General features: G+C 33.0%; 26 protein-coding genes and 1 tRNA gene. 13 read left to right on the top strand and 14 right to left on the bottom strand.

The window, feature by feature from the left end; genetic code table 11:
* Positions 1 to 164: 164 nt before the first annotated feature.
* Positions 165 to 1190, bottom strand: coding sequence for a multicopper oxidase domain-containing protein (locus NMY3_RS15910; protein WP_196816782.1), 1026 nt, complete (start codon positions 1188 to 1190; stop codon positions 165 to 167).
* A gap of 543 nt (positions 1191 to 1733) precedes the next feature.
* The gene (locus NMY3_RS15905) at positions 1734 to 2372 is read right to left on the bottom strand and encodes a hypothetical protein (protein WP_196816781.1); all 639 of its coding nucleotides are present in this window, start codon (positions 2370 to 2372) and stop codon (positions 1734 to 1736) included.
* Positions 2373 to 2786: 414 nt separating this feature from the next.
* On the opposite strand from NMY3_RS15905, the gene NMY3_RS15900 reads away from it, so the two are divergent.
* Positions 2787 to 2945 carry a hypothetical protein gene (locus NMY3_RS15900; RefSeq protein WP_196816780.1) on the top strand — a complete coding sequence of 53 codons (159 nt, stop codon included), beginning with the start codon at positions 2787 to 2789 and terminating at the stop codon, positions 2943 to 2945.
* On the opposite strand, the gene NMY3_RS15895 is transcribed toward NMY3_RS15900, so the two are convergent.
* Positions 2942 to 3145, bottom strand: coding sequence for a hypothetical protein (locus NMY3_RS15895; protein WP_196816779.1), 204 nt, complete (start codon positions 3143 to 3145; stop codon positions 2942 to 2944). The two genes, NMY3_RS15900 and NMY3_RS15895, sit on opposite strands and share 4 nt — an antisense overlap.
* Positions 3146 to 3848: 703 nt before the next feature.
* Between NMY3_RS15895 and NMY3_RS15890 the strand changes: the two genes are divergently transcribed.
* Positions 3849 to 4247, top strand: a complete 399-nt coding sequence (locus NMY3_RS15890; RefSeq protein ID WP_231100133.1) for a hypothetical protein — start codon at positions 3849 to 3851, stop codon at positions 4245 to 4247.
* Between the two features lie 124 nt (positions 4248 to 4371).
* On the opposite strand, the gene NMY3_RS15885 is transcribed toward NMY3_RS15890, so the two are convergent.
* Together NMY3_RS15885 and NMY3_RS15880 are read right to left on the bottom strand one after the other, a co-directional pair.
* On the bottom strand, positions 4372 to 5853 hold the full coding sequence (locus tag NMY3_RS15885) for a UbiD family decarboxylase (protein WP_196816777.1): 1482 nt from the start codon (positions 5851 to 5853) through the stop codon (positions 4372 to 4374).
* Positions 5854 to 6192: a hypothetical protein gene (locus tag NMY3_RS15880; protein ID WP_196816776.1), complete on the bottom strand. Its 339-nt coding sequence runs from the start codon at positions 6190 to 6192 to the stop codon at positions 5854 to 5856.
* Positions 6193 to 6285: 93 nt separating this feature from the next.
* Here NMY3_RS15880 and NMY3_RS15875 point away from each other — a divergent pair, with 93 nt between their 5' ends.
* The 3 genes from NMY3_RS15875 to NMY3_RS15865 are packed head-to-tail and all read left to right on the top strand — an operon-like array spanning position 6286 to position 9936.
* A complete protein-coding gene (locus NMY3_RS15875) occupies positions 6286 to 6468 on the top strand; it encodes a hypothetical protein (RefSeq protein ID WP_196816775.1) in 183 nt (60 codons plus the stop codon).
* Positions 6469 to 6526: 58 nt separating this feature from the next.
* The gene (locus NMY3_RS15870; protein WP_196816774.1) at positions 6527 to 7780 is read left to right on the top strand and encodes a metallophosphoesterase family protein; all 1254 of its coding nucleotides are present in this window, start codon (positions 6527 to 6529) and stop codon (positions 7778 to 7780) included.
* Positions 7781 to 7782: 2 nt separating this feature from the next.
* Positions 7783 to 9936: an AAA family ATPase gene (locus NMY3_RS15865; protein WP_196816773.1), complete on the top strand. Its 2154-nt coding sequence runs from the start codon at positions 7783 to 7785 to the stop codon at positions 9934 to 9936.
* A gap of 417 nt (positions 9937 to 10353) precedes the next feature.
* Here the strand turns inward: NMY3_RS15865 and NMY3_RS15860 are convergent, their stop codons facing one another.
* Complete coding sequence (locus NMY3_RS15860) at positions 10354 to 10635, bottom strand: hypothetical protein (RefSeq protein WP_196816772.1); 282 nt, start codon at positions 10633 to 10635, stop codon at positions 10354 to 10356.
* Positions 10636 to 10702: 67 nt separating this feature from the next.
* The gene (locus NMY3_RS15855; RefSeq protein ID WP_231100132.1) at positions 10703 to 12301 is read right to left on the bottom strand and encodes an ATP-binding protein; all 1599 of its coding nucleotides are present in this window, start codon (positions 12299 to 12301) and stop codon (positions 10703 to 10705) included.
* Positions 12302 to 12669: 368 nt separating this feature from the next.
* Between NMY3_RS15855 and NMY3_RS15850 the strand changes: the two genes are divergently transcribed.
* Entirely contained in the window at positions 12670 to 13470 is an 801-nt protein-coding gene (locus tag NMY3_RS15850; protein WP_231100131.1) for an inositol monophosphatase family protein, read from the top strand.
* A gap of 306 nt (positions 13471 to 13776) precedes the next feature.
* The gene (locus NMY3_RS15845) at positions 13777 to 13995 is read left to right on the top strand and encodes a hypothetical protein (RefSeq protein WP_196816771.1); all 219 of its coding nucleotides are present in this window, start codon (positions 13777 to 13779) and stop codon (positions 13993 to 13995) included.
* Between the two features lie 244 nt (positions 13996 to 14239).
* Here NMY3_RS15845 and NMY3_RS15840 read toward each other — a convergent pair whose 3' ends face one another.
* The 4 genes from NMY3_RS15840 to NMY3_RS15825 form a co-directional block, all read right to left on the bottom strand.
* Complete coding sequence (locus NMY3_RS15840; protein WP_196816770.1) at positions 14240 to 15106, bottom strand: cobalamin B12-binding domain-containing protein; 867 nt, start codon at positions 15104 to 15106, stop codon at positions 14240 to 14242.
* A gap of 216 nt (positions 15107 to 15322) precedes the next feature.
* A complete protein-coding gene (locus NMY3_RS15835) occupies positions 15323 to 16780 on the bottom strand; it encodes an NAD-dependent epimerase/dehydratase family protein (RefSeq protein WP_196816769.1) in 1458 nt (485 codons plus the stop codon).
* 379 nt (positions 16781 to 17159) lie between these two features.
* Positions 17160 to 18431: an NAD(P)-dependent malic enzyme gene (locus tag NMY3_RS15830; protein ID WP_196816768.1), complete on the bottom strand. Its 1272-nt coding sequence runs from the start codon at positions 18429 to 18431 to the stop codon at positions 17160 to 17162.
* Between the two features lie 213 nt (positions 18432 to 18644).
* Entirely contained in the window at positions 18645 to 19556 is a 912-nt protein-coding gene (locus NMY3_RS15825) for a transcription initiation factor IIB (protein WP_196816767.1), read from the bottom strand.
* Positions 19557 to 19676: 120 nt separating this feature from the next.
* Here NMY3_RS15825 and NMY3_RS15820 point away from each other — a divergent pair, with 120 nt between their 5' ends.
* The 3 genes from NMY3_RS15820 to NMY3_RS15810 all read left to right on the top strand — a co-directional run bounded on the left by NMY3_RS15820 (position 19677) and on the right by NMY3_RS15810 (position 21136).
* Positions 19677 to 20213, top strand: coding sequence for a hypothetical protein (locus NMY3_RS15820; RefSeq protein ID WP_196816766.1), 537 nt, complete (start codon positions 19677 to 19679; stop codon positions 20211 to 20213).
* An 89-nt stretch (positions 20214 to 20302) separates the two neighbouring features.
* Positions 20303 to 20509 (top strand): hypothetical protein, encoded by a 207-nt coding sequence (locus NMY3_RS15815; protein WP_196816765.1) that lies wholly within the window; start codon positions 20303 to 20305, stop codon positions 20507 to 20509.
* Positions 20510 to 20692: 183 nt separating this feature from the next.
* Complete coding sequence (locus tag NMY3_RS15810; RefSeq protein WP_196816764.1) at positions 20693 to 21136, top strand: anti-sigma factor; 444 nt, start codon at positions 20693 to 20695, stop codon at positions 21134 to 21136.
* A gap of 112 nt (positions 21137 to 21248) precedes the next feature.
* Here the strand turns inward: NMY3_RS15810 and NMY3_RS15805 are convergent, their stop codons facing one another.
* Complete coding sequence (locus tag NMY3_RS15805; protein ID WP_196816763.1) at positions 21249 to 21530, bottom strand: hypothetical protein; 282 nt, start codon at positions 21528 to 21530, stop codon at positions 21249 to 21251.
* Between the two features lie 456 nt (positions 21531 to 21986).
* Between NMY3_RS15805 and NMY3_RS15800 the strand changes: the two genes are divergently transcribed.
* Both NMY3_RS15800 and NMY3_RS15795 read left to right on the top strand, forming a co-directional pair.
* A complete protein-coding gene (locus NMY3_RS15800; protein WP_196816762.1) occupies positions 21987 to 22220 on the top strand; it encodes a hypothetical protein in 234 nt (77 codons plus the stop codon).
* Between the two features lie 333 nt (positions 22221 to 22553).
* Complete coding sequence (locus NMY3_RS15795) at positions 22554 to 22940, top strand: response regulator (RefSeq protein ID WP_196816761.1); 387 nt, start codon at positions 22554 to 22556, stop codon at positions 22938 to 22940.
* Between the two features lie 547 nt (positions 22941 to 23487).
* On the opposite strand, the gene NMY3_RS15790 is transcribed toward NMY3_RS15795, so the two are convergent.
* A complete protein-coding gene (locus tag NMY3_RS15790) occupies positions 23488 to 23652 on the bottom strand; it encodes a hypothetical protein (protein ID WP_196816760.1) in 165 nt (54 codons plus the stop codon).
* A gap of 821 nt (positions 23653 to 24473) precedes the next feature.
* On the opposite strand from NMY3_RS15790, the gene NMY3_RS15785 reads away from it, so the two are divergent.
* Positions 24474 to 24749, top strand: a complete 276-nt coding sequence (locus NMY3_RS15785; protein ID WP_196816759.1) for a hypothetical protein — start codon at positions 24474 to 24476, stop codon at positions 24747 to 24749.
* A 355-nt stretch (positions 24750 to 25104) separates the two neighbouring features.
* On the opposite strand, the gene NMY3_RS15780 is transcribed toward NMY3_RS15785, so the two are convergent.
* Positions 25105 to 25203 (bottom strand) — tRNA-Asp (locus tag NMY3_RS15780).
* Between the last annotated feature and the right edge of the window lie 39 nt (positions 25204 to 25242).

The following is a 25242-nucleotide window of genomic DNA, read 5'->3' as shown; positions in this document are numbered from 1 at the left end:
GTAACATTTTATTACTCATTAATTATTCTGCAGACTTCTCATAATTTTAGATATGCTAACCCTGTAAATTAGAGATGTCTTTTCTCAATATTTTTAATAATAATCTGATCTAATAGATTAAACGGTCACGTCGAAAGTTAATCTCATAATCAAAAAAAGAGAAGTTATTTTGTTTGATCTGATATGGATGAAGCATTTTGCAATGTTTTTGTAAGGTTCTGCTGCCAGTCTATCATACTGACTGACTTTGTAATCGCTATATCCTTTCCGTCTACCAGGTGTTCATTAGGCAAAGAGACATTGAAATATCCCATAGACCCTCGTTCTTCAGGAATTCCATGCATATGAAAGAGAAAATTTCCAGTCCACGGCCATTTCAATTCAAAAACCGCCGCATCACCTGACGCAGTTGCCCAAGTTTGAGTATATATAGGATCATTCATAAGAATACCCGAAATCCAAGTCTTAAATAACGTCCCATGCACATGATATCCATATGCGGGAAGCTGCGCCAAGTTTATTAAATAAACTCTTGCTGTTTCATTTTCGTATACTGGAAGCGGATTGTCATAGTGAATGTTTTCATATCCATTAAAAAACATACTTTCTGGATCAGAGGTGAGTGTATTGGTTGAATCATGGTCTCCAAATACAAGCAAAAATTCTTTTGCTGGAGGCAAAGGGACTTTGCGATCAACGATAAATGCTCCGTATAGTCCCATTCTTACATGTTCAACCACTGGCATGACGTGGCAATGATACATCAATGCACCGGCTGGAGTGGCTATAAATTCATAGGTAAATGTCTGGTTTGGAGGGACTATTTCAAAAACTCCATCCACAGTTCCATTATGACCACCATGAAAGTGAATAGTATGTGATAACTTTAGATTATTTATGAAATGTACAACTACTTTATCTCCTTCAGTAACACGAATAGTCGGACCAGGGATGGTATCATTATAAGTCCATGCATTAATTTTTTTACTTGGAGAAATATTTAGTATTGTTTCATCTGCTATCAATGTAAACTCTTTAGTTTTTTGAGTTTGTTGGCTCGCTATGGCTATTCTATTATCGGAGTTGAAATCCGAGACAATCGCAGATGAAAAAGAGAGTAACATTATCATTGTTAGTGCTTCTAGGGTCTTTTTGCGAGGAATTATTCTTGCTAGGTCTATACTTTTCATATGAGCTTTAGATAAAAAGGGATAAATAACCAGGGCGTTTCTCGTGTAATCGGATACACTGTTTTGTGATGTACTTGTACCTTATATGATTTTAAACCTGATCAAAAGTACTGCTTTAGAAATTTAATTTCAATTGATATCAGGATAAATATAAAATATCCCTGCCACCTGTCATCAAAAAATCATATCCTTAATTTTACTACACTGCCACTCGATTTCTCAAATCGTTCTTAAGATGACATTACTTGGTTATGATAAAAATAGTATGAAACAAGATAAAATACAAATTGTTGAGAATTTGTTTTTCAAAGGATGATAATGATCCTTTGATCATCATCAAAATTATTAGAGGGATTTAAATTATTAAACGAGAACCTAGTTTTTGCACCTATAGTTTATAGCATAAATATTTGGATCCCCAAAACCCTGATGAGGCTATCTAAAAGAAATCGGTCTGTTCTATTAACTAAAAGTAAAAAAATTGTATTTGTTGTCTTTAGACTGTATCCTTTCCCTACACTCCATTATCTTGTCAGTAATTCTCTATTTCCATAACCATGTTTTTGTCCAGTCGGTACCGTTAGCATCTTTCCAGTAAAGATAAAGTCCTATCTTTCCGTCAATGCTCTCCATTTTCTTATCATCAGATTGGAAAAACATAGTTCCTTTCAATAGTAAGTTCCCGTCGTTGTCATATTTCCCAGTATCCTCAGCAGTAAACGTTGCTACATTATCATTCTGAACTATCATTCCTTTACCAGTGCTGCTAATTTCAGGTGATGAATAAGTTGATATATAAGTACCATATTCAGTAACATTGCCTATTCCTTTCATATTGCCCTGAGCAATGTAAGAGTCCTTGGTTTGTTGTGGATCGATATTTAGTACTTCTTTACCGGTATCTTTGGCATCCGTTAGTTCATAAAATGGTAATCCAAATGCCGATGTTAGTTTATTAATTTCACCATCAGAATCATGATAGAATGTATTATTCAAAGCAGATGTCGTGGCCACAGCTGTGCTAGGAGTAGAAGAAGTGGTGCTGTTTGAGTTATCTTGCATAAAAGTTGTAGCACCTGCTTCTATTGTATTTGAATTTTGAAACATCAATACTATCCCTGTTCCCATAATTATTATGGTAATAAATAGTGGATATCGAGCAAAACTGTCTTTGCAACTCATTACACATAGCAGAATCAAATCTCTATTTAAGATTTTACGATCTACTAATCCAAGACTCAGCTAGACTGAAACCACTGTCTTTTGTGGATCATGTCCATCTGCTTGTTTCAATCAAAAGGTCATTTATTTATTCAAGGTCAATAAAAAAATTAAAAGAAATCTGACTTGCAAAAAAATTTACAACATAATTTACAACATAATATCTTTCTACATGACTTAAAAGCAAAACAAACTTACATGTAATTAGTATTTCGATCTAACCTGAGTAGAAATTTCCAAAATCTCATCCCAATTCTATTGGTTTAATCTGCATATTCTTTGTCAAATTATGCGTGTGATAAGCATGCAGATCCTTATCTGTTAATTTGGACATATAGATAAATATCGAAGGCTGATAACTAAAATGATATCTATTTGGTTGGCTGGAGCTATATTGTTATTTGTGAAAAATGTGGTTATATTTCAACAGAAAAATTACCTGAGGAAAATGCAAAACAGCTTTTGCACGAACATGAAGAAGGTTCAGAAGCTTGTACTACTGGTCATATAAAACTAATGAAAGTTAGAACCTAAATTGCGTTGACTACGCCTGCACTCTTGTAGAGCATTTTAACGCATTCAGAGTAAGTTCTATATTTGAATTTGATTTCATTAATCGGGATATCCTCATCAAGCTGTTCTTTGGACGTATCAATTTGATACTTTTTAGATATGTCATCTAAAATTGTGTTTATTGTCGAGTTGGTGTAGGATTCGACTATCAGGCGGTTCATACTAAACTATAAATTTCCTAGTATTTATTCTTCTACATTACTCTAATACCTGTCCGCATATGATACAGTATTTTCCTTCTGCTATTGATTTTGATTCTACTTTTGTTGATATTTGATTATAGTCAAAACTTGATTTCATAGGATACGTATTTTTGATCCTTCTATAAAACTCGCATAACAACCTATTGTTTGTGTTTTTGAGTCCATAAAAGCATCAGAATTCTGATTCTGATTATTTCTTTTGTAAATATCCTGATTACTGGTAATATTTGGAGACTCTTTATCAAACAAAGGTGTGTGGCTTTATAGTTATGTTTGATTACGATGGGATACCCAACATTTCTCCATGATTTATTTTGGTAAGGTGGAGTGAGGTGAGATGAGGTGAGATGATAAGAGGTGGAGTGAGATAAACTGACCTAGAACGATTGTTAAAGACAGGATTCTTTTTGCTGATGTCTATTAAGATCACATAATATTTTGATCTGAGCATCGATATATAGTTCAATTCCTGCGTTTTACAATCCTAATATTACAATTATCGGAGTCTACTTGTTTACTTGCTTACCTTGTTTCCTCCCTGATGCTAACTAATTTGCAGGCCGATGATACATTATATTCCATATAACTTGGCTATAATCGCATGTTTGATTATTTTTCCATGTTTTTGAGTTTATTGACGGGATTATTTTCTACATTGATGATGACTTTTTTTGAATTTCCTTTTTGGAGAAAGTGGGGTCTAGAAGGAGTGCTTGAATGGCATGAAAATCAGGTGTTATATAGCAAATTTTTTAGAACGGATAGAGCAAAGATCAATTTTCCTGGACTTCTTTTTCTTCATTTTGTAAATGGTGGATTGGGGGGAATTGGTTTTTATTTTTTATTGACTTTGAGTCCATCTTTAATCACTATGCTGTTTTTCGTAGGCATTCTATATGGTCTAGTTTTATGGGTTCTAACGCTGCTACCAATTCACAAACCCATAACCGGAATTGATCCACTTAAACATCCATTAGGACTTGGTCCAGCCATTACAAGTTTAACTGGCCATTTAGTGTATGGTGTGATTCTGTCTGCTCTCATGATGCCAATTATCTAAACTTCTTTTTCATTCTTGCTAAATCGAGTATTTCTAATCCTTTTGAATTAATCTCAGCCCAAAGATTCCTATGCGGGAATACACATATTTAGAACTTTGATACCATGTAACTTTCTTTTTCTTTTTATACATACTTTTTGATATCGATATTATCTGCACCAGGTATTTTAGCAATCTCAAATCTCTCCCTATCTTTAAGAAGAGAAATCGTAGCATCTATTCCTAATTTTGTAGTTAATAAATTGGTTTGATCACTAGAGGGATCTAAACTTGAACCCTTTGCATTTGTTATTATTAGAAAATCTTTATCAGCTTGGGTTCTAGTAGAAACGGCATAATCTACTTCTACAGGATTCCAGGGATTAATATCCTCATCAACTATAATTGCAGTCTTAAGAGAGGGATGTGCTGCAAATGCAGTTAGAATTGCATTTTTTGGTTCACCCTCTAGTCTCTTCTTTATTTGTACTACTGCAGTTAACCAATTACTCCCTCCATCGGATAAGTGTACAGTTCTAGTGGAGGGAACAGTATTCTTAACGTAACTAAAAATTTTGGCTTCTATAGGCAATCCCATTAATAATCTGTGTTCCGTGTATCCCGGTAAAATGTCATAATATATGGGATTATCTCTGTACCAAATTTTGTTAATTTCAAAAACTGGCTGTTTTCGTTTAAAGTCATATGTCCTCAGCATTTCGACCATCCATTCTTCAGATACTTCGTCATGAAGTATTTTACCATCTAATACTACCTCGCTGTGCTTTGGTATCATTAAGTCAGAATAATTATTCTTTGCAAGCTTCAGATTGCCATTTAAGAGATAATTTGCTATTGTAATTTCATCAATTCCATACGCTGCTTGATATGCCGCTGCAATATTCAGGGCTGGATGCACTCCAACTACAACATTGATTTTTAAATCTTCTTTATGCTCTTTAGCGTAAACGAAGCATTTATGAAGATGCCTGCCCTCTACCATTCTTATCGCCATTTGGCTATTATTAAGCAGTAACATTCTATGAACTGAAGAGTTTTGATTTCCATTCTCTTGATCCTTTACATATACTGTAGATGAAGTAATAAATGGACCAGCATCTTTTTCAAAATGACTTACGATAGGAAGATCATAGAGATTTTTAGTACTGTTACTATAGAATGGTGCGTCATTGGAAAATTCTTTAGGGTAATATTCTGGTCCTATGTTGCCTAAGTTAGATAAATCGATTTTGTTGATTGGACCTGAAGACTCGATCCCATAAAAAAAGCGCTCCCTGGTCCCTAAGATATTCGAAACGACTTTGAATTTAGATTCATCAACGTTGGTAAACATTACAGCCTCTTTCTTATCAAACTTACTTATTATTGCAGCAAGTTCAAACTTCTTTTTTACTTTCTTGTGTATTGTTATTAGTTCCCCCCTTTTCTCGAGGTATGATAAAAAGCTTCTCAAATCATACTCATGTTTTAATTCTGAGTCTTCTTTTATGGTGATATTTTCAACTTTCTTTTGGTCGGACTTTGAATCAAGATTTCTAGTATTTTTGTTTCTCAAAATACCTTTGCGATCCTTGTTGTTATGGTTGTTTTTTTCTTTTTTTATCATTTATTTCTCCTCTATTGCCGACAGGATCTTTTCATTAATTATTTTCATGTCATCTAAATGTAATTTATTTTTTGTGAACATTGATATGATGCAGATACCATTTTTCATCAGGGAAATCCTGGTAGAAAGAGTATCAATAAATAATTGATCATTTTTGTCTTGAATCACCCTAGCCGTGTTAGATTTGTTTGTCACAGCTAATGATACAGAGATAGATCCAAGCTTTGATTCATTCTCTGATATTGAAATAAAATAACCGTTATCAAATCTTAGTATGTTTAAGAGAAATTTTCTGCCCAGCGTGTTTGAAAAAATCTCAGTAGGATAATTAATCGACATTATTGATGATTTTAAGGTAAATTATATTACTGTTAAATCTTTCTTTGAACATACGTGCAAATCTATATCTATAATTAAATTCTCAAGATAGTCTTGATAGAAATGAGAAACCTGCAAGTAGATGACATTACTTATAAAAGACTCCAATCATTGTTAAGCGAGTATATTTCATCAAAACAACAAGATAAGGATATCAATGATTTGTTAAATGAGTTAATTGATAATTATCAAGAAGTTCAATGGGGTACATTGGGAGGTGGAGCAGGTGGCGGGTAAGTTCGAATGCAGATTTCAATTAATAAATAAAATATGGCATTGATCTTTTGAACCATAGTTGCTTATATCTCATATTTCAGATATTCATTTGGGTTATGCTCAATTCAATCTCCAAGAGCGAGAAGAAGATCTATACGAAGTATTTGGAGAGGCTATTGAAAAATCCATCAGTGAGCACGTAAAAGCTATCATTTTGGCCGGTGATATATTTCACAATCCAAAGCCAAATGGTGCGGCCATAATTAGGCTTGCCCAAGAATTAAAAAAACTTAAAGAAAAATCCATACCCGTATTTTTTGTATTAGGTGAGCACGATATAAGTAGATCCAATGATGTACCTCTACCTTACCTATTTCATAATTTGGGATTAGCAAGAAGACTCCGACCCGATTCACCGGTTCAAATTGACAATCTACTAATCTATGGATTCAATAAGGAACGTCGTTCAAATATTGATAACGGATTGATCAGGCCATTTAGAAAATTAGAGTCTATCTTGAAAAATGACATCCAAAAACCTAAAGTTCAAAATCATCGGTTAAAAAAGATACTTGTTCTTCATCAGGGCCTATATGATTTTAACAAATTTGCAGGCGAAATTTTTTCTAATGATTTGCCAATCGGATTTGATTATTATGCTATGGGTCATTATCACGACCACATAGAAAAGAGATTTACTTCTCTAAACGATGGTTTGGTGGCTTATCCTGGTTCGATTGATCTAGGACATAACGAAGCCATCTCAGATGTGGAGAAGGGATTTTTACTTGTAGACCTTTCAGAAGTCTCTACAAACGTCAATACTCATTGGATAAAGCTAGAAAAGAGGCGACATCAGTTTGAATGCCAAATAGAATATCCCGAATTAGATGATAAGCTGCGTAATATCGTACAAGAATCTACTCGATATTCAAAAAAACCTGTTATTGATCTAAAAATAAGCGGAGCAGATATAGATCCCAAAATATTATCTAGACAATTATTGCAATTAGAAGCTCCATTTTTATACTATAATTGGAGCATTTTAGACAAAGATCCCGATACTGGATTTTCTTACGATAATACGGGAGATTTTGACATGGATAAAGAGATGTCTTCACTAATTCTAAAATCTCTTCATTCTGAACCTTTGACTCATCTATCATTGGATCTAATCAGTATGTTTCATAATCAAGATGACACCCACGACAATAAGAATATTGATAAAGATAAGAACAATCAAGTTGCCAATTATGTTTGGAAGTTTTTTGAAAATAATAAATCTATTTATCAGAATTTGGACGAATCAAAAATAGCTGGGAAAGGCAACTAGAATTGATAAAAAGGATAGTTTTAAATAACTTTTTATCTCACACTGATACTTCTCTTGAATTCCATCCTGGAATCACAGTTTTCGTAGGGCACAACGGTTCCGGTAAATCCAGTATTATTGATTCTATAACATTTGCACTATTCGATGAACACACTCGCAAATCTCACAAGAATTTGCTAACAAGAGGAATGGGTGGATATGTTAATAATGAAACGGGATCTTTTGTAATTTTAGAATTTTCCATAGGTTCTACAAATTATAGGATCAAAAGACAAATAGATAGCCAAGGCAGACTGACTTCAGTTAGATTAGAACAGAAGGTTAAAAGTAGCATCAATAATTTGAATATGGATCAAAATGACAAATCCCATTACAGATCAATCATTTCTGGAGAACGAAAACAACTTGGTGAATCAGTAATCCATGAAACGGAGTCTATCATGGGGATTAACTATACTAAATTGCAAATTGCAGGTATTATTCAACAAGGTGAAATTAGTAAGATAATAGATTCACAGCCTAAGGAATTTAAAGAATTACTAAATAATATGATCGGATTAGATAGATTAGATAAATCTTTTAGTAACATGCATAATGTTATAGAAGATTTTAGAAAAATACTACGAGAAAAAACCCAAGGTTATGACGATAATCAAATAAACATCCTCATTAAGAAAACCAAAGATAATGAATCTAGATTTTTCCAATCAAAACAATCATTAAACACTGTCCTCGTACAATTATCTCAAAAAACAGAAACATTGAATGAATTGGAAAAACAAATCGAAATTCTTGAGCCAAAAATAGCTAAACTTTCTGAGATCAAATCGCTAGAACATACTTTACTAAGATATTTTAGAGAACGATCGAATACTTTGAAAACAGAAATTGATAAATCACAAAGAATGATTGTGGATATAAAAAATGCCGTCGGTTTTTTGACGGACAAAGATGAAGTCTTTATCACTATTCAGATGGTTAGTTCCGAATTAGATGAATTGAACAGTAAGGTTATCAAAGTAGAGGGGGAGATAGGAAAGTTAAAAGGATTTACCGAATGCGCTCAAAAAATCCAAATTAAAGATGGCAAATGTCCTGTTTGTAACTCTAAAATCATTTCCCTTAACCAAATGTTTGATATTTCTCATATCAATCTTGAACTCAACGAAAAGATCAAAGAGAAGCAGCTTCTACTCTCTGAAATTTCTAAACTCAACAAAGAGGAAATGGAATTCAAAAGAAAGGAGAAAAATATAATATCTGCAGAGCGTACTCTATTAAATTATGATTTTGATATTAATGACAGTATCGATACCTTAGAGTATAAACTAGAGGATCTAAGGAAAGATCACCATAGCCTATCCAAACTACAATTGGATACATTAAAAAATATCGATCTATCTACTTACAAATTAGATGAATATTCTGCAAATCTGATAGATATTATTCAAAACATGAGGAAAGATGTAATAGAGGTTGATTTAAATTCTTATCAGCAAAAAAAATTAACCAAAAACAAGCTTTCAACAGAAATCGTTAATATACATAGTCAAAAAGCGATATTGGAAAAAACAATTGTAGACGTTCAGAGAGAAAATTCGGAATTTCAAACATTGATAACAGAGTTATCATCGGCTGCAAAATTTATTTCTGATCTTGAAAATATTCGCTCCATAGTCTTTAACAGAGATGGTATCGTAAGTTCAAGTTTAAGGACACGGGCACTAAACTTGATTTCTACCAAGGCCTCTGAATACATTAACATTTTCAACGTTGGACTGTCAAAAATTACATTGATTGAAAAACCGCGAGAAATAAAGGTACTTTGTTATGGAAAGCGAGGAGAAATTGATACTGTATCATTGAGTGGAGGCGAAAAAGTCGCTGTATCATTGGCTATTAGGATGGGGATTGCATTCTTGATGGGATCATCAAAAATTGATTTCATAGTTTTAGATGAACCTACGACAAATTTGGATGAGGAGAGGCGTCGATCATTTGTAAAAATTATTTCAGATGTCTTTAGTAAAGGAATGAGTCCGTTGTCCCAAATGATAATTATTACTCATGATGAAGAGATATTTGAAAATTCTGAGGTTGAACAAGTGTATAAATTCAAGATGACTGAGAAGGGTTCCAATGTAAGTATTGTCTAAAAAATTCGGTAGCGTGTATGCATATACCTCATTAGCATTCGTTTTCGTAATATCAAAACAGTAAGATTACATGCATAGAAAAGATTAATAGATCATGAGCAAATATGGTAGTTGTCGTAAACACCATGAAATTATCTCGTTTGCCAAGAGAGGCACGAAGAACTCGCAAGCCATTGCAAGAAAACTGGTTGAAGGGTCCAAAAAAAACATTTTGGATTCAATGTATGTACCAAAAATGTAATTATTATTGGAGATACTCTGGGGGAAAAAACTGGGCTGAATGTCCTATATGTCACTCTATAAGCAAGGTTTCAATAGCCAGAAAATGTTTCAAGTATAATAATCCTGAAACATAGGAAATAAATGAAATAAGCATTTTTTCTTTCTTTATGATCCTTTGCCGAGTAAAAAGGTTATCTATTCTTGTATGAAATAAGAATTTTCATCTTTGGCCAGTAAAAGTTTTACATTGTGGTTATAACCTTCTAGATTTGCATCTTTATCAGGCAGGTCTAAAACGCTATTTGTTATTTCCAAATCGTTAAAAATCAAGAGCGTCTTGTCTGGACCAAAAGTTTTTGGGATAGTTTGTAAGAAGAAATTCAATGTATATATATCCTCAAAAATCTCGCTAGTCAAATTTTTTAGATCTTCATCATACAGCTTTAGATTTATCCTTTCCCTAGTTTTGGTAATCATGGCGATGTTCATTATTATAGATAGGGGATAGAATCTGACAAATTTATGTATTTAACTCTTTATCATCTTATTCTATGTATTCCTCTTCTATGTAATCCTCTCTGATATACATCCGACTATCCTCGATTGACATCTCTTTTTTCTCTTTGATGTTTTTCCACTCGTTTACTGGCTCTGGATCCTTTCCCATTGTTCTCTCTACTATTTCATCAATTCTTACAAACGAAGGTAAATTTACCCACTGACCTACTAACAACGCTTCTCCGGGGTTAAGAGATGGTAATTGCTCAATAATCTTACCGTTTATTGATTCACTAGATGATTCAATTTGTGATTGGTCTTCTTGTTGAACCAACTTCATTATTGCTAGGGAGCCCATTTGACTTAATACATTTGGATCCAAAGTACGTGGTCGTTGAGACACTATTATTAGCCCTACCCCAAATTTTCTTCCTTCTCTTGCAACCTTTGAAGCAATATACTTTGTATCAGTATTCTCATTTTTTGGCATGAATACATGGGCTTCTTCAATTACCACAATAACTGGACTATGAAATAATATTTGGTCAGTGCTTTGATAACTTGATTTAAAGCTCTGGCTCTTTGAGAGCTTTCTTTGATACAGTATTGATTCGAGGTAAAACGCTATCGCTACATTAGCTTGTTTCTCAGTAAATTCTATCAGATTTATTATATTTATACAACCTTCTCTGATTTGAGAAACAGGATCTGATGCATTTGGAATCAAAATGCTATCAAATCTTCTCCTAGCTTCCTTGATCTTGTCTAATACTCTGTCTGCAGAACTTGCAAATCTCTTCTCCCTAAGACCTATGTCTTTTACATTTTTCTCTAATTCCTCCCAAAAGTCATCCCCTATTTTCTTTTTCAGGTCATCGTTATCATACGCCTTTAGTAATATTGTGTTTTGAATGTCTGCATTTTCTCTTATCTCTATGACTTCTCCAAACTTATCGGATGTTAATAATCTTGGGTTTATCTGAGCTTGGACAAAATTTATGTTCTCTCCCTGTAGAAAACGATATTCGTCGTGATAGTCAAAGATCACCATAGTGCCCGGAATTTTTGCTATCGATTTTGCAATTACACTGACTAAATTACTTTTCCCCATACCTGTCATTGCCAAAATCCCTAGGTGTCTAGTTGTAAGTCTATTGATGTTGACTCTAACATTCACATTTGCATTTCTCAAGAGCGTACCTATCTTTAGCCATGATTCTTCTTCAGAATCAAAAATGTCTTTTAGATCATCTTTTTTCGCTCTATATACCTCGGTTCCTGGTAGTGGGGGTATTTCAGGTAAGATGGCTTTTGATTTTTTTAACATGTCAAGCATACCGAGAATTTTTACGTTAACCTTAAAGCTCTTATCTCTTTTGTTTATTTCAGCTACTACCTTACTCTCTAGAGCTTCTTCAAAGTTGGAAATCTCATCTAGTGCATCACTCTTAATAGAACATGATTCCACTACACCCAGAATCCTTTTTTGAAAACCGTCAGTTATTGTGATGTATTCTCCCAAGCCTACAGGTTCTTTACCTTCAAAAGTAATGTATCCTGGTTTAGTTACGCCTATGACCACACCTAGAAGTTCCCCATTCGTCGTCGTCAAATCATTCTGTAATTTATTCAGCTCCCTACGCATTTATGCAGTAGTTAGGAGATTGGAGTTTTTATTATTTGTCATTAGGTTCTAATTAAGATAATTTTCAGACAAAACTAATGACTTATGAGGCCTAATCATTCATAGTTTCATCATTTGATAGAGTTTGGACTCCTAGATAGTTTCGGGGAAATGAAATTTGCAATTCTATTCTCATTTGATATATATAGTACAATATAGTTATCGATGTTAAGAATATTTCATAATCCTGTGATTAAATAATATGTAATTGCAATTCGTGATCAAGGTTAGTATTTTTGTATATAATCGTCTAGATTTATTGTCTACACCATGAATCCTGATTTCATAGTTTTTATTTGCTTGTTAAAATAAGATCATTGTGATTCAATGTGCCGATCTTAGATATATTAAAAGAATGTGCTATTAATGTTTATAAAAATACCCATGATTTGATTGGAACCATTGAGGGACAAGAAAAGTTTGAAATCGGTGCCGGCGGTGATGTATCCACGAAAATTGATTTACTTGCCGAAAAATCTGTTTTTGAGATTCTAAAGAAGAATTCCTTTAATCCTAACATTGTGGGAGAGGAATGCGGTTTTATAGAAGGCAAAGATAATGGATTGGTTGTTATGGATGGAGTTGACGGTACAACCAACGCTAACTGTGGATTGCCATTTTACTGCTGTTCCCTTGCTTATTCTTCAGATACTAATTTAAAATCCGTTACTGATGCTGTGGTATTTAATCTAGTATCTGGAGATTTATACCATGCTTCCCTATCCACAGGCTCATTCATGAATGAAAAGAAAATCCAAACTGCGAAGGAACCTTCACTTTCAATAAAAGAAATGGTAATTGGATTAAATATTTCTGGACTTTCGGAAGATCATTTTTTATCCATTTCAAAATTGGTATCGTCAATTAGTCACGTTAGACACCTAGGCGCAAATGCATTAGAATTATGCTATTTTGCACGTGGTTCTATAGATGCATATATTGATATCCGAGACAAGATAAGGGCAATAGATATGGCCGCATGTTATCTAATAGCTAGGGAAGCGGGGGGGTTAATTTTCGATACTTCTGGAAAGGAATTAAATACTAATCTTTCTGTGAACTCTAGGATGTCATTCATAGCTGTTGCCAATATCCCTATGTATGAATGGATAACTAACCTGATAAACTGATCCTTTATCAATTTATGTAATATTTTAGAATATTATGAATTCTTAGTCTGATAAATACTTGGCTTCATATACAAATGCTTTTTATTCTCATTTCATGGATTTGACTAATCCATTATTATAAAAGATATTCAATCTCATAATTTGAAATATCATTGATGATGATTTTTTCTTATTGTCACTATGTTTTTACTAATACATAACAAAAGAACTTAATAATATCTTATGACTAGAAGATGTGTGGATTTCTTTCATAAAAAATATTCTTGCGAAGTTGATGGAGAAAAGTTTAGTTCTGAGGAAGATTTGATGAATCATTATAAAACAGTTCATCATAAGTTAATCTTAAAATGCCATAAATGTGGAAAAGAATTCATTCACGAAAAAGATAGATTACATCATGTACGGGAAGAACATGAAAAAGCAATGGATGCCAGGGTTCATAAGAGTGAACATAAACAGAAAGGGACTGGAAATCCTCAAGACCAGGTAGATTCCAATATGAAAAATTTTGGTGACAATTTCTAGTTTTTCATTTGTTTTTGTTTGTAAATTGTTATTTACGAGCAATAAGAAAAATACGTTGAAATGCCAATATCTGTAGTACTAATCCACGTATTTACTTAAAGACGTTTTTTATAATTTATGTAGGTGATTATTATTTAATCGGCCTCTATACATAAGAAATGTTTATTAGTTAATCTTTCGTCCGTTTGACCTGCTTTTCATTTTATTATCCCATCAGCGTCTTACTGAAGGAAGGCCCTTTTAATTAAACTATCAACTCCGGTTCAAGATTCTTGAAATTTCTTGTGGTGTTATCCTTGGCTATGCCCTTAACAGTTTTCACGATTGCACTTAAAGGAGAGTTTACAATTATTCTAACGCAGGGACTAGTAGCTTCTATGTTTTTTCTTTCAATATCACTACTATGATTTATGGCTAATCCTCCAACCAAAATTGGAATACTAAATATTGTACTGATCTTTTTTATGAGTCTTACTGTCGAACCTATGTTATCTTTAAGAGTTACTGAAATGAGTATCATAACTGGTTTAGTTTCATCTATATAGTTAATCATTGAATCAGTGGGAATTGAAGGTGATACGTTAATAACTCGAAACCCTTTTTCAAATAGTAATGATTCTATAATATTGCAGGCTATGTTGTGGAGTTCTCCATCAGGAGTACATATTATGATATTCTCCATTCTTTCGTTAGATTTGATTGAACCAGTGATCTTGTGTATTGTTTTGTTTGCAGTGTTGCTGCAGACGTGCTCCATTCCAATATCTAATTTATTTTCTTGCCAGAGATATCCCACCTCATATAGAACTGGTCTCAGAATGTCATCATAAAATTCAGCCAAGCTTGTCTGTTCTTTGTATTTTCCTGCAACATCTACCATCTTTTCGATGTCCCCATTCTTTAATGCATCAAAAACCATTTTTTTCAATGCTGCTGTAACGACCACTTTGTTTTCATGTTCTTGAGAAACTGATGTTAACAAGGATAAGATTTTGGGATCATTCTTATATTCTGGAGGAATACTGTCAATTGTTACATCAGCAGCCTTTCCCAAATATTTTATTGTATGTTGCATAGATATCTTTCTTTTCGAATCCCATTGGCTCTTCACCAGGTAATAATACTCTAAACCCTTTACTTTTTTTACTCGTATGAAAACCATACTCTTAAATGTTGTTACAAAGATATTAACATAGTGCTAAATAGTGCAGCTAGTGCTAACTCATATCCTCAAGGATGAATATTATTGAGATGACGATTCAGGATAAACGATGATATCTTTTATTCTTGAGTCTCAGTATGGCTCCGGCGTTTGAGGAAAAGAAAATTAGCTATGTAGTCTAATCTTGTGAAAGATATTGTGTGCTGATAAAATAGTAAAGGCTGCAATTATCATGCCAATCATGTCTCTCCATGTTTCATCTGCTCCTGGTTTTTGTGCTATTATTGGATATCCAAATACAACATATGCATTATCCAAGATCCAGAAGAATAGTGTTACCCAGGCAAGTATTCCAGCAATCAAGGCACCAAGCCTGGCCCCGAAGCGTACAAAGTAAATGGCTGTTAAAATTAGTATATACCAAACGATCGCTATAGATAACCAAAATGGTTCCAAGAAGGTCTTTCTATCATCCAGAAAATAGTAGGTAGTTCCTATAACTAGTAGTAATAATAAAGAAATTAGCAGAATCTTATAATTTATTGACAGAGATGTTCTTTCTTTCTTCAAATTTCTTGTACCCTTTTTCTTGTATTTTTTCTCTTCCTTCATACAGAATTCTAATGATTCCTTAAACGATTTCAATTCAGTTGGAATAATTTTGAGAATTGAATCGTCTCTTACTGTTGATTCGTGCTTTAGACTGTCAATTAAAGGTCTAGCTAATGATGCTTTTATAGGTGTTACTAAATCTACCCAATATGAGGACAACCTTGGAGTCAAAAAAGGGATTATTAGTATCTTGAAAGATTTGTTAAGAATTTTGGCGTAGATCTTCATCATGTCTAAATAGGAAAGTATGTCTGGACCTCCTATGTCGAAGGTCCTTCCTTCTGTTTCTTTTATCTCTGTAGATTTAGAAAGATATGTTATTACATCGCCTACGAATATTGGTTGACACTTTGTCAATACCCATTTAGGACATACCATTAACGGCAATCTTTCCACCAAATACCTTAACATTTCAAATGATCCTCCGCCACTACCTAAAATTACTGCTGCACGGAAAATTGTTACCTGGGATTTTGATCTTTTTAATATGTCTCCTACTTGTTTTCTACTTTTCATATGTTGAGATAATTCATCGTCTTTGCCGTAGATTAATCCGCCTAGATAGATGATCCTTTTTACACTACATTGATTTGCTGCGTTCTTAAAATTTTCAGCAGTAATTTTTTCTCTTTCTGAGAATTTTTTCCAATTTCTAGATGACCCTTCCATTGAATGAACAAGGTAATAGGCTATATCAACACCTGATAATGCCCTTATGCAATCATTATGATTACTTAAATCACCTTCAATAATTTCAACTGGAACCTTCGAATCCCTTAATTTTTCAATGTCAAATTGGATTTTATGTCTAGATAAACCTCGTATAGAATAACTAAAGTTTTTATGTTCTTTATTTTCAATTAATTCGTTCAATAGTCTACTTCCAATAAACCCGCTCGCACCGGTGATCAAGATAACTATTTTATCTTTATATAAATCCAAACCGTTGGGATTACTATTTTTCTTATCTGTGCTTTCGTATTGAGAGTTGTCAATGTCGTCTCTTTTCATAACCCCTGTTCCCTACTATGATTAGCTATGATATGCTAAACTCTTAATAAGATTACCAAATTTTTATTTTTGTTACCACTAGGATCTAAGTTTTGATAAAATAGAAGTTATACTTACTTATTCATCTTTTTCTATATTATTGATATACTTTGTTTCTTCTTCTTTCTTATAACATGCTCATCATATGGTCTGCTGCATTCTCATTGAGATTAAAATCATGATTCTTGGATGTTTCCATATTTAAAGAAACTTGATAATTATATTTGATATTTTCCTTTAGACAGGTAAAATACCTGTTTGATAAATTTGACCTTATTTGATGGTTCTAAGTATGCCGTTGCCTGATACATCATGATCTTATTTTTGAATTGTATTCAGATCAACTTGGATTTTGATTCATGATATATTCCTTTAGGGAATTAGTAACTACTGGTAGTATCCTCGGATCGTTTATTTTAGGTATGATGAATTCTTCATTCAAATGCTTAATGTCAACTAGGTCTGCTATAGACTTTGAAATAGAAATCAATATATCTTCATCTAAATTTTTTACTCTTAAATCTAGTAGTGCTCTAAATATTGATGGGAAAACTACCGCGTTATTAATTTGATTTGGAAAATCCGATCTACCTGTGGCAATAATTCTAGCACCTGCATTCTTTGCATCATCGGGTAAAATTTCTGGTGTAGGATTGCTCAATGCAAAAATAATTGGATCTTTTTTCATCGATGCTACCATTTGTGAATTCATGAGATTTCCGATCCCTGATGTTCCAATAAAGATATCTGATTCTTTGATTACTGTTTCTAGATTACCTTTTATTTTGTTTGGGTTGGAGTTTAAGGCTATTTCTCTCTTAAAGGAATTCAAGATAACACTACTATCGTGCTTTGAATCGCTTCGTTTGTTTAATTCGAGATTGCTTAATTTTTCATTATTTTCTCTGTTATCTCTTCCGTCGTAAATGGCTCCTTCCTTATCTATTACTATTACCTCTTCGAAGCCTGCCCTAGACAAAATCTTAAAGATGCCATACCCTGCAGATCCTGCACCAGCAATCACCACTTTAACATTCTTTGAGTTCTTTCGTACTATTCGTAATGCATTTATTAAAGCAGCAAACGTGATGACAGCTGTACCATGCCTATCATCATGAAAAATTGGAATTGACATTTCCTTTTGAAGTCTTTCTACTATTTCTAAAACCTTGGGAGATTCGATATCCTCTATATTTATGGCACCAAATGAAGGTTCAATAGCTTTGACAAATTTGATAATTTCCTCCTTATCTTTGATAGATATGCAAAGGGGAAATGCATTTACATTACCAAGGGTTTTAAATAAGACTGCTTTTCCTTCCATTACGGGTAATGCTCCTTCTGGGCCGATATCGCCTAGTCCTAGGACTCTCGTCCCATCACACACTATTGCTATATTATTCCATTTTGAGGTGTATTCATATGCCAATTCTTTATTCTTTTGGATTTCAATTGAAACATAGGCGACTCCTGGAGTATAGATCGAGCTTAATGTTCCTTTGCCCTCTTCTTTTGAATTTTCAAAAATATTATCTGAAGATATCCTGCTTGAGATCTCTATTTTCCCTCTAAGTAATCGATGTAAATTTATTGCGTCCTCCTTTAATGTCAATTACTGTTATGAATATCATGAAAATTATTTAAACGAATCATTCTTGTTATTATTTGTATTAAAATAGGTCATAAACGATATCAATGGTTATAGGATGTTTGAATAAAATTTATCAGTCGGCAAGACAAAAAAAATTACCTTCAAAAGATCAGATTCTAATATAATATTATTTGTTGTAATTTTAAATAAAGTTACAAGTTATAAAAAAAAGCATTAATTAAGAAATGATGCATTTACTACTACATTTTTGACTTCTGAAAGTCTTTTTCTTAGAGTCATTATGTTAATATTAGCTGCCGAAGCGATTTTTGCCTGTGATATTTTTTGTTTATGTTTTCTACATGTTATGTAAAGGATGGCTGCTGCGATTGAGAGCGAGTTCTTACCAGAGAAAACATTCTCATTTTGTATGGCCAAAAGCAAATCTATTGACTCTCTTGCTGTCCTCTCGCTAATTTCTGCCTCGTCTGCTATCTTTCTTATAAAAATAGTTGGTTTGAATTGTACATGGGTAATTTTTAACTCTCTCATTAAAAGACGATAGCACCTGGCGGCAAAGATTTCATCAGCTTGCACTATTTGGGAGATTTCTGGCAATGTTCTTGGAATGTTGGTTTTCTTGCAAACTAGATATACGCATGAAACAATCATTTCCTTTATTGATCTTCCTTTAATTAGTCCCTTTTCTAATGCCTTCTTGTAATAGGACAGTGCTTCTTCTATACAGAACGATGTCAAGGATAATTTATCTTTTATACGATTCAAAAGATCTATAACTATTTTCAAATTTCTCTTCTTGTTTGAGCAGCTAACTATTTTATTCAGAAACTCTATCTTATTATGTTCTTTCCTATTTGAAAATCTTTTAGATGTACTTGTATCATAATCTGCAATTGCTGTTGACATTCCTTTATCATTAAGAATAATGGAATGAGGCAATACGGTGTTAGTATCGCTTTTATATTTATGAAAATCAGTATCCAACTCGGCATCATATATCTTATCTTGTACGATGACACCACATGACTTGCAAAGCTTTTCACCTTTTTCGTAGTCATAAATAACAGCATGTTGGTGTACTGGTGAATATTTTTCTATATTTTTAACTATTAACTTATTATACATTGAGGGATGTTGTGTCGCAGGATATAAGGCGACTATGTATACCGAATTGCATTTATCGTAATTCGATTACAAACGGTTACAAGCAGTTACAGTTTTAAGATATGAATACAAAGTAATGTCGTGGGTGGCCAATCGTCTACTGTCAGATCCTTTCGTATTGATAAATCCCTTTCTGAAATTCTAAATTCAGAGGCAGAGCGAATGGGTATATCTGTAAATGCTATGATAAACTCGGTCCTTAAACAGTATACTGAATTTACGAGATTTCAGTCAAAATTAGACATGCTTGTTGTAAATCGTGAAGTATTCAAATCTTTACTGTGCCGATTAAATGACGATGATGTATATAACTTTGGCCTTGAAATGGGCAAGGACATTCCTAATGATACTATTCTATTCTGGAAAAAAGATATCACGTTTGATGGTGTTTTGGAGTATATTGAAAAAATAGTATGTACTTATGGATATATTGGAACATACGATGAATTGAATACCAGTGAGTACAAAGTAATTGTAATTAGACATAGATTGGAAGGAAAGGGTTCAAAGTTTCTATCAGGATTTTTTAAATCATTACTCGACCAAACTTTGGGTATAGATGCCGAAATTGATATTACCGAGTACTCTGTAAAAATAAAGATTAGTTTATCGGAATAAATGGTCTGTTATTTCATACAAGCAAAAACAACTCTCGCCAGTCCTTTTTTCTATTGATAAATAAAAACTTTGTTATATAGGATGTTGTAATGTCAGAAGAACCTATTAACAGAAAGGATGACGTTGAACAAGATATAAGGGATACAGCAGATCATGTGGAAGAAGGCCTTGACGAAACAGGAGATACGATAAAAGCTGGCGCTAAAGCGATGGGAAACAAAATAAAAGATCCAAATGTTGACCTTGGTACCGAATACAGAGAAAAAAAGCTAAAGGAAGAAGTAAAAGATATTTAAGTATTTTACACTACATATTTAAAATCATTTTTTCTGTCTTGATTGTTGATATTTTACATGGTAACCTCGGTTGAGCGCCAAGACTGTTACTTCATGTGGGAATTTTTTCTTAAATTCTAGATTAATATATTTGAGTCCTTCCTTCATGTGGCCTGTTTATAGTTTGAACAGTTGATCTTTTCAATGTCTAAAATAAGTCTGTCGTTATTTGGAATTGTGATTGCAACTATATTTTCAATGACTCGGTTTATACAATCGGGCGTGGCCGAACCCGTGACTATGGATATCAATAAAGCTAATGAACCGGGTCCTGGATTTGGTACTGATAAATTAGGTACCCTTACCATTGATTCTAATAATAACACATTGGATGTTTCTGCAAACCTAATCGTTACTCCAAAACAAGATAAGGTATTTGAAGGTTGGTTAGTTCAGGCCGATGGTTCAAACTATAAATTGAGTTTGGGTGTAATAGAAGTAAGCAATTTGAAGTTTTCTGAGAATATGGTTAACCCATATACATATATACAATTTATTATAACTGAAGAACCAAACGGTGATGCCGATCCAAATGCAGTAGGAACGTATGGGGAGCTGAATTACAGCCTCCTTTTGGGTAATAATTGAGATATCGTAATTTTAAAAAATTCTGTTTTTTTAGTCTTTGATCTAAATATCTGATCCGTAGAATAACTTTGGGTGCAATTTTAAATATATATTATTCTTGTTAATTTACTTTTTACTTTAAAGTCTCAAAATGGACTCGCATTGGAAAGTTGACTGATTCATGAAAGTGAAGTTTCTTGAAACCTCTTTCATTTGATAGGAAATCTTCGATCTTGCCGGAATACTTTATTATGTTTCCAGCCGATTCTGCTTTTATTATCTCTGTGACATTTAATGCAATTCCATTTTCATAATCCACTTCCCATAATTCGTTTATAAACCCATCTAAAAGAACATATTCCACAGATTTCGCGGCAGCAGGTGTAGGAACATTACTTTCTTTTTCTGTGTTCAACCAATCTATTATTGTATTTGAAGTTATTATATTTATTGCTGAATATCCAAGTCTAGTCTAGTTAAGTCGAAAATGTCTCACAAATAATAGGTTGTCCTTCATTTTTGATCTTGCCAACTCAAATAATTAAGTTAGCACACCTCAAGAATCATGTCATGGAATATTGTTTCGATTATTGTGGGACTACCTTGTTGTTATTATTGCAGAAATTCCAGATAATTACTTTAGGGTCTGTAATAAGACCGGACGATAACCAATATCGGAGTATAACATTATTTATTCCAATGTAGTTTTCTTTCAATCTCTTGACTAACAATTTCTTTGGTTAATTAGATCTGGAAGAACAAGAAAAGCATCTATCAGCAATCTGGCTATAGATTACCTTCATTCAAAATAAATAATAAAATTTTTATCCTATTATGTGATCTATTTAAAACTTGTTTTATATGACATTGTATGTCAGGTAATCTGAATATAAACTGGTCAGATGTAATTAAAAAAGAAGCAAGAGGAGTTAACGACTATGATTTGGGAGAGGTCCAAGAAATTAGTGAAGACTATATTGTTGCGGAAAAAGGCGTAGTTGACAAAACTAGATTCATGATACCTAAAATATTAGTATCTAACTTTGATGGACATAATTTGCATTTTAACGTCTCTGAACAAGATGCCTCTAAATATAAACAGTAGATAGAAATTGTAAGAATTACCAAATTCTACGAGTTTTATACCAAATCTGCGTTTTGGCAAGAATCACTCGTTTTGTTTGGAATCAATGATGCATGTTTAAATTCCTGAAATGTGATTTCCAACTGAGATGTTAGTAACGAATGGATAGCAAACATGTGGTGCTATTGATGGCTGACGGAATGATGGAATTATTTAATATACGATCTGATGGATAAATATTTTTAATCATACCTATGTATACCAAATCTGCACTTTGGTCTTATCTGCTAAATACATACATTAGAATTTATTAATGTATGTTGTACTTGATATCTTACTGAAGTGATAAAGATAATGATCATTGAAGATGAGCAGGATTTGTTAAATCTTTATAAAGATTTTCTGATAAACAAGGGATATCACATTTCTGTTACAAACACCACCGCTTCAAATGTTCTGAGTGACTATGAAGAATTCAAACCCGACCTTGTCATTTTGGATTACAAACTACCAGATGGTAAAAATGGGCTTGAAGCGGCAAATGAGATATTTGGAGAATATCCATTTGCATCCATTCTGATCATTTCTGCATATGACTCAGTTAAACAATCTTTTAATAGCGAGAAAAAATTCGTCGCTAAAAACATTAAATTGCTGATTAAACCATTTAAGCTATCTAAGCTGAATGAATTAGCAATAGATTTAGTCAACAAACAATCAAATAGACAAATCAGAAACTAATATTATTGTTACCATTAATGAGATTGTTCGTAAGATAGGGTATAAGTTATGTCAAAAATTCTCATTAGAATAATAAATCTGTGCGTAATTTCTTTCTGTATCGTTAGTTCAGGTCTGCAATCTGCGAGACTGGCCTGAGAAGAAAGAGATGGATTAGTTACTGACGATACAAATCATGCTAACTTAAAAGACATTTTGATAACTGCTATTGAGGAGATCAAAAAGGGAAAAGAACTAAATGTTAAGGGAAAGTGGAATAGAAAAAGTGATAATTATTCCAACATCCTATGATGAAGATAAAGCGAAAGCACTAAACGATGCCAGATTTTTGTGAGGTTCAATGATTATGGCATTTTATGAAATAGAAATACATGGTGCCTGAGTATAGATGGCAATGCATTAGGTATAGAAAACGAGTTATTGAAATAGTGAATGTTTTTGATCATTAATGAATATGTAGTCAAAAACATATCCAAGTTTGAAAATGTGGGAATTATAGAAATATCATTTACTATATCTTCTCATTTCATTTGTAGGATTAATTTTCTTACCCTCCTCCTCCGTCTTTTCCGCCACCCGAACTTTCTACTTCTAACTCCTTTAGTTCTTCGTCTACTTCGGTTTTTGCTTTGGTTATAGGCTTAAGCATTTCTCTTTTTAATTTGTCGCTATTCAGTGTTTCTCCATTTTTCTCATCATCATTATTATCCATAGGCACCATAGTACAAGAACAATAAATAAACTTTGAAATTCTTGATAAATATGTTTCCAAGAAAAAACAAAAGCAAAGGTGTGTTAGAGAATGTATTTGATGTTTACGAATAAGTTTAACTACTTATATAATTACCATAATTTTATTAGTGAAACGCCTAATAACAATAATAATCTTGATGTATTATGTTACTTCAATAAATATCAATATCTTGTACAGTATAGTTTGATCATTTTGATGTTTTTATCAATGGGCCACGATTAACCTTAAGACAATAAATAGAAAAAATTCATAGGAAAGTAACTTTGTAGGTTGTGATATTTGATTCATGTCAAAGAAATGGATCCTGTTTTGGAAATCAAATGGCACCGTATAATATTATCAGTTGTTATTTGGAAAAAGAAACTCAATTAATAGTGACGTTTACTGCATTTAGTTTTTTAGGAATCTTGGTATGATATAGTGTGACTACTTTGTTGTTGTTGATGTTTTTTTGTCAGCTGTATTAACATATGCTATTGGGCATATTGAAAAATATTCATGAATCAATTTGTAGAGATTCAATTTGGTCGAATCTCCTGAAAACTTTACCGGTTAGATATGAAATAATCAACTCACTTTTCTGATATTATCAAAAATATCTTTTATTACTTTTGCTAGGTGATGAAGATCAATTTTCTATTATATATTGCTGCTTCTTAATTTTATCGTTGATTGATCATCGGATAGTTAGGTATAAAGTGGCTAACATATGGATGTAGGCTGTTTTAACTTTATTGAAATAGAGTTATATTTATAAGGGAAAAAATGTAGTTCTTTGCATGGTCAAGGTCAGTTATAAACCAATACTAGTAGCTGGTTTAATCATGGTAGTTGTTGGGGTAATAGGGGTATCTATTACAGCACCTGTTGTAATTCAAGATTCCATTCCTGATACGGAATATAATATACAATCTCCTCCAAATGAAGTAGAATTCCGAAATCCGATGGTAGACGCAGAAGTGGTATCTATTATGTTAATTATTGTTGGATGGGCTGTATCGCTCTTTGGATGGTATACCAAGACGGACAAAAAGAATCCAGCCATTCCATCCTAAAACCATAATCAATATCTAACAATTGACTAAAATTAGTTTTGGTCAATTTTTGGATATTTGCATTACTACTACTACTTTCTGACTGTCTGTCTTCATTATTCTCTAGACCTGAATTCCCACAGAATGGCGTGTTTAGTAAACCCAATAAAACATTTGATGTCTGCAATAAAGTTCCTCTAGTTTGGTCATTGATACTATTGTTAAATAATATTTAACGATTGATGGCACTTGAATTCAACAACCTCTATTTGCAGTGCTAACAAAATTATTAATTTGATATAGACTCTTTGAAAACGTCCTATTATCAAGAACCTTAATGAGAGTTATCCCAAGCCAAAAACTAGAATCTATAAAGCGCCCGGGCCGGGATTCGAACCCGGGTCAAGGGAGTGACAGTCCCCCATACTGGACCGGACTTTACAATGCAATTAATGCATTTCTATACTACCCGGGCACTTCAAATTTTATCATTACCAAAACCAATTAAAACGTT

The organism is Candidatus Nitrosocosmicus oleophilus, from assembly GCF_000802205.1.
Classification (GTDB): Archaea; Thermoproteota; Nitrososphaeria; order Nitrososphaerales; family Nitrososphaeraceae; genus Nitrosocosmicus; species Nitrosocosmicus oleophilus.
This window is presented reverse-complemented; position numbering and strand designations above follow the sequence as displayed.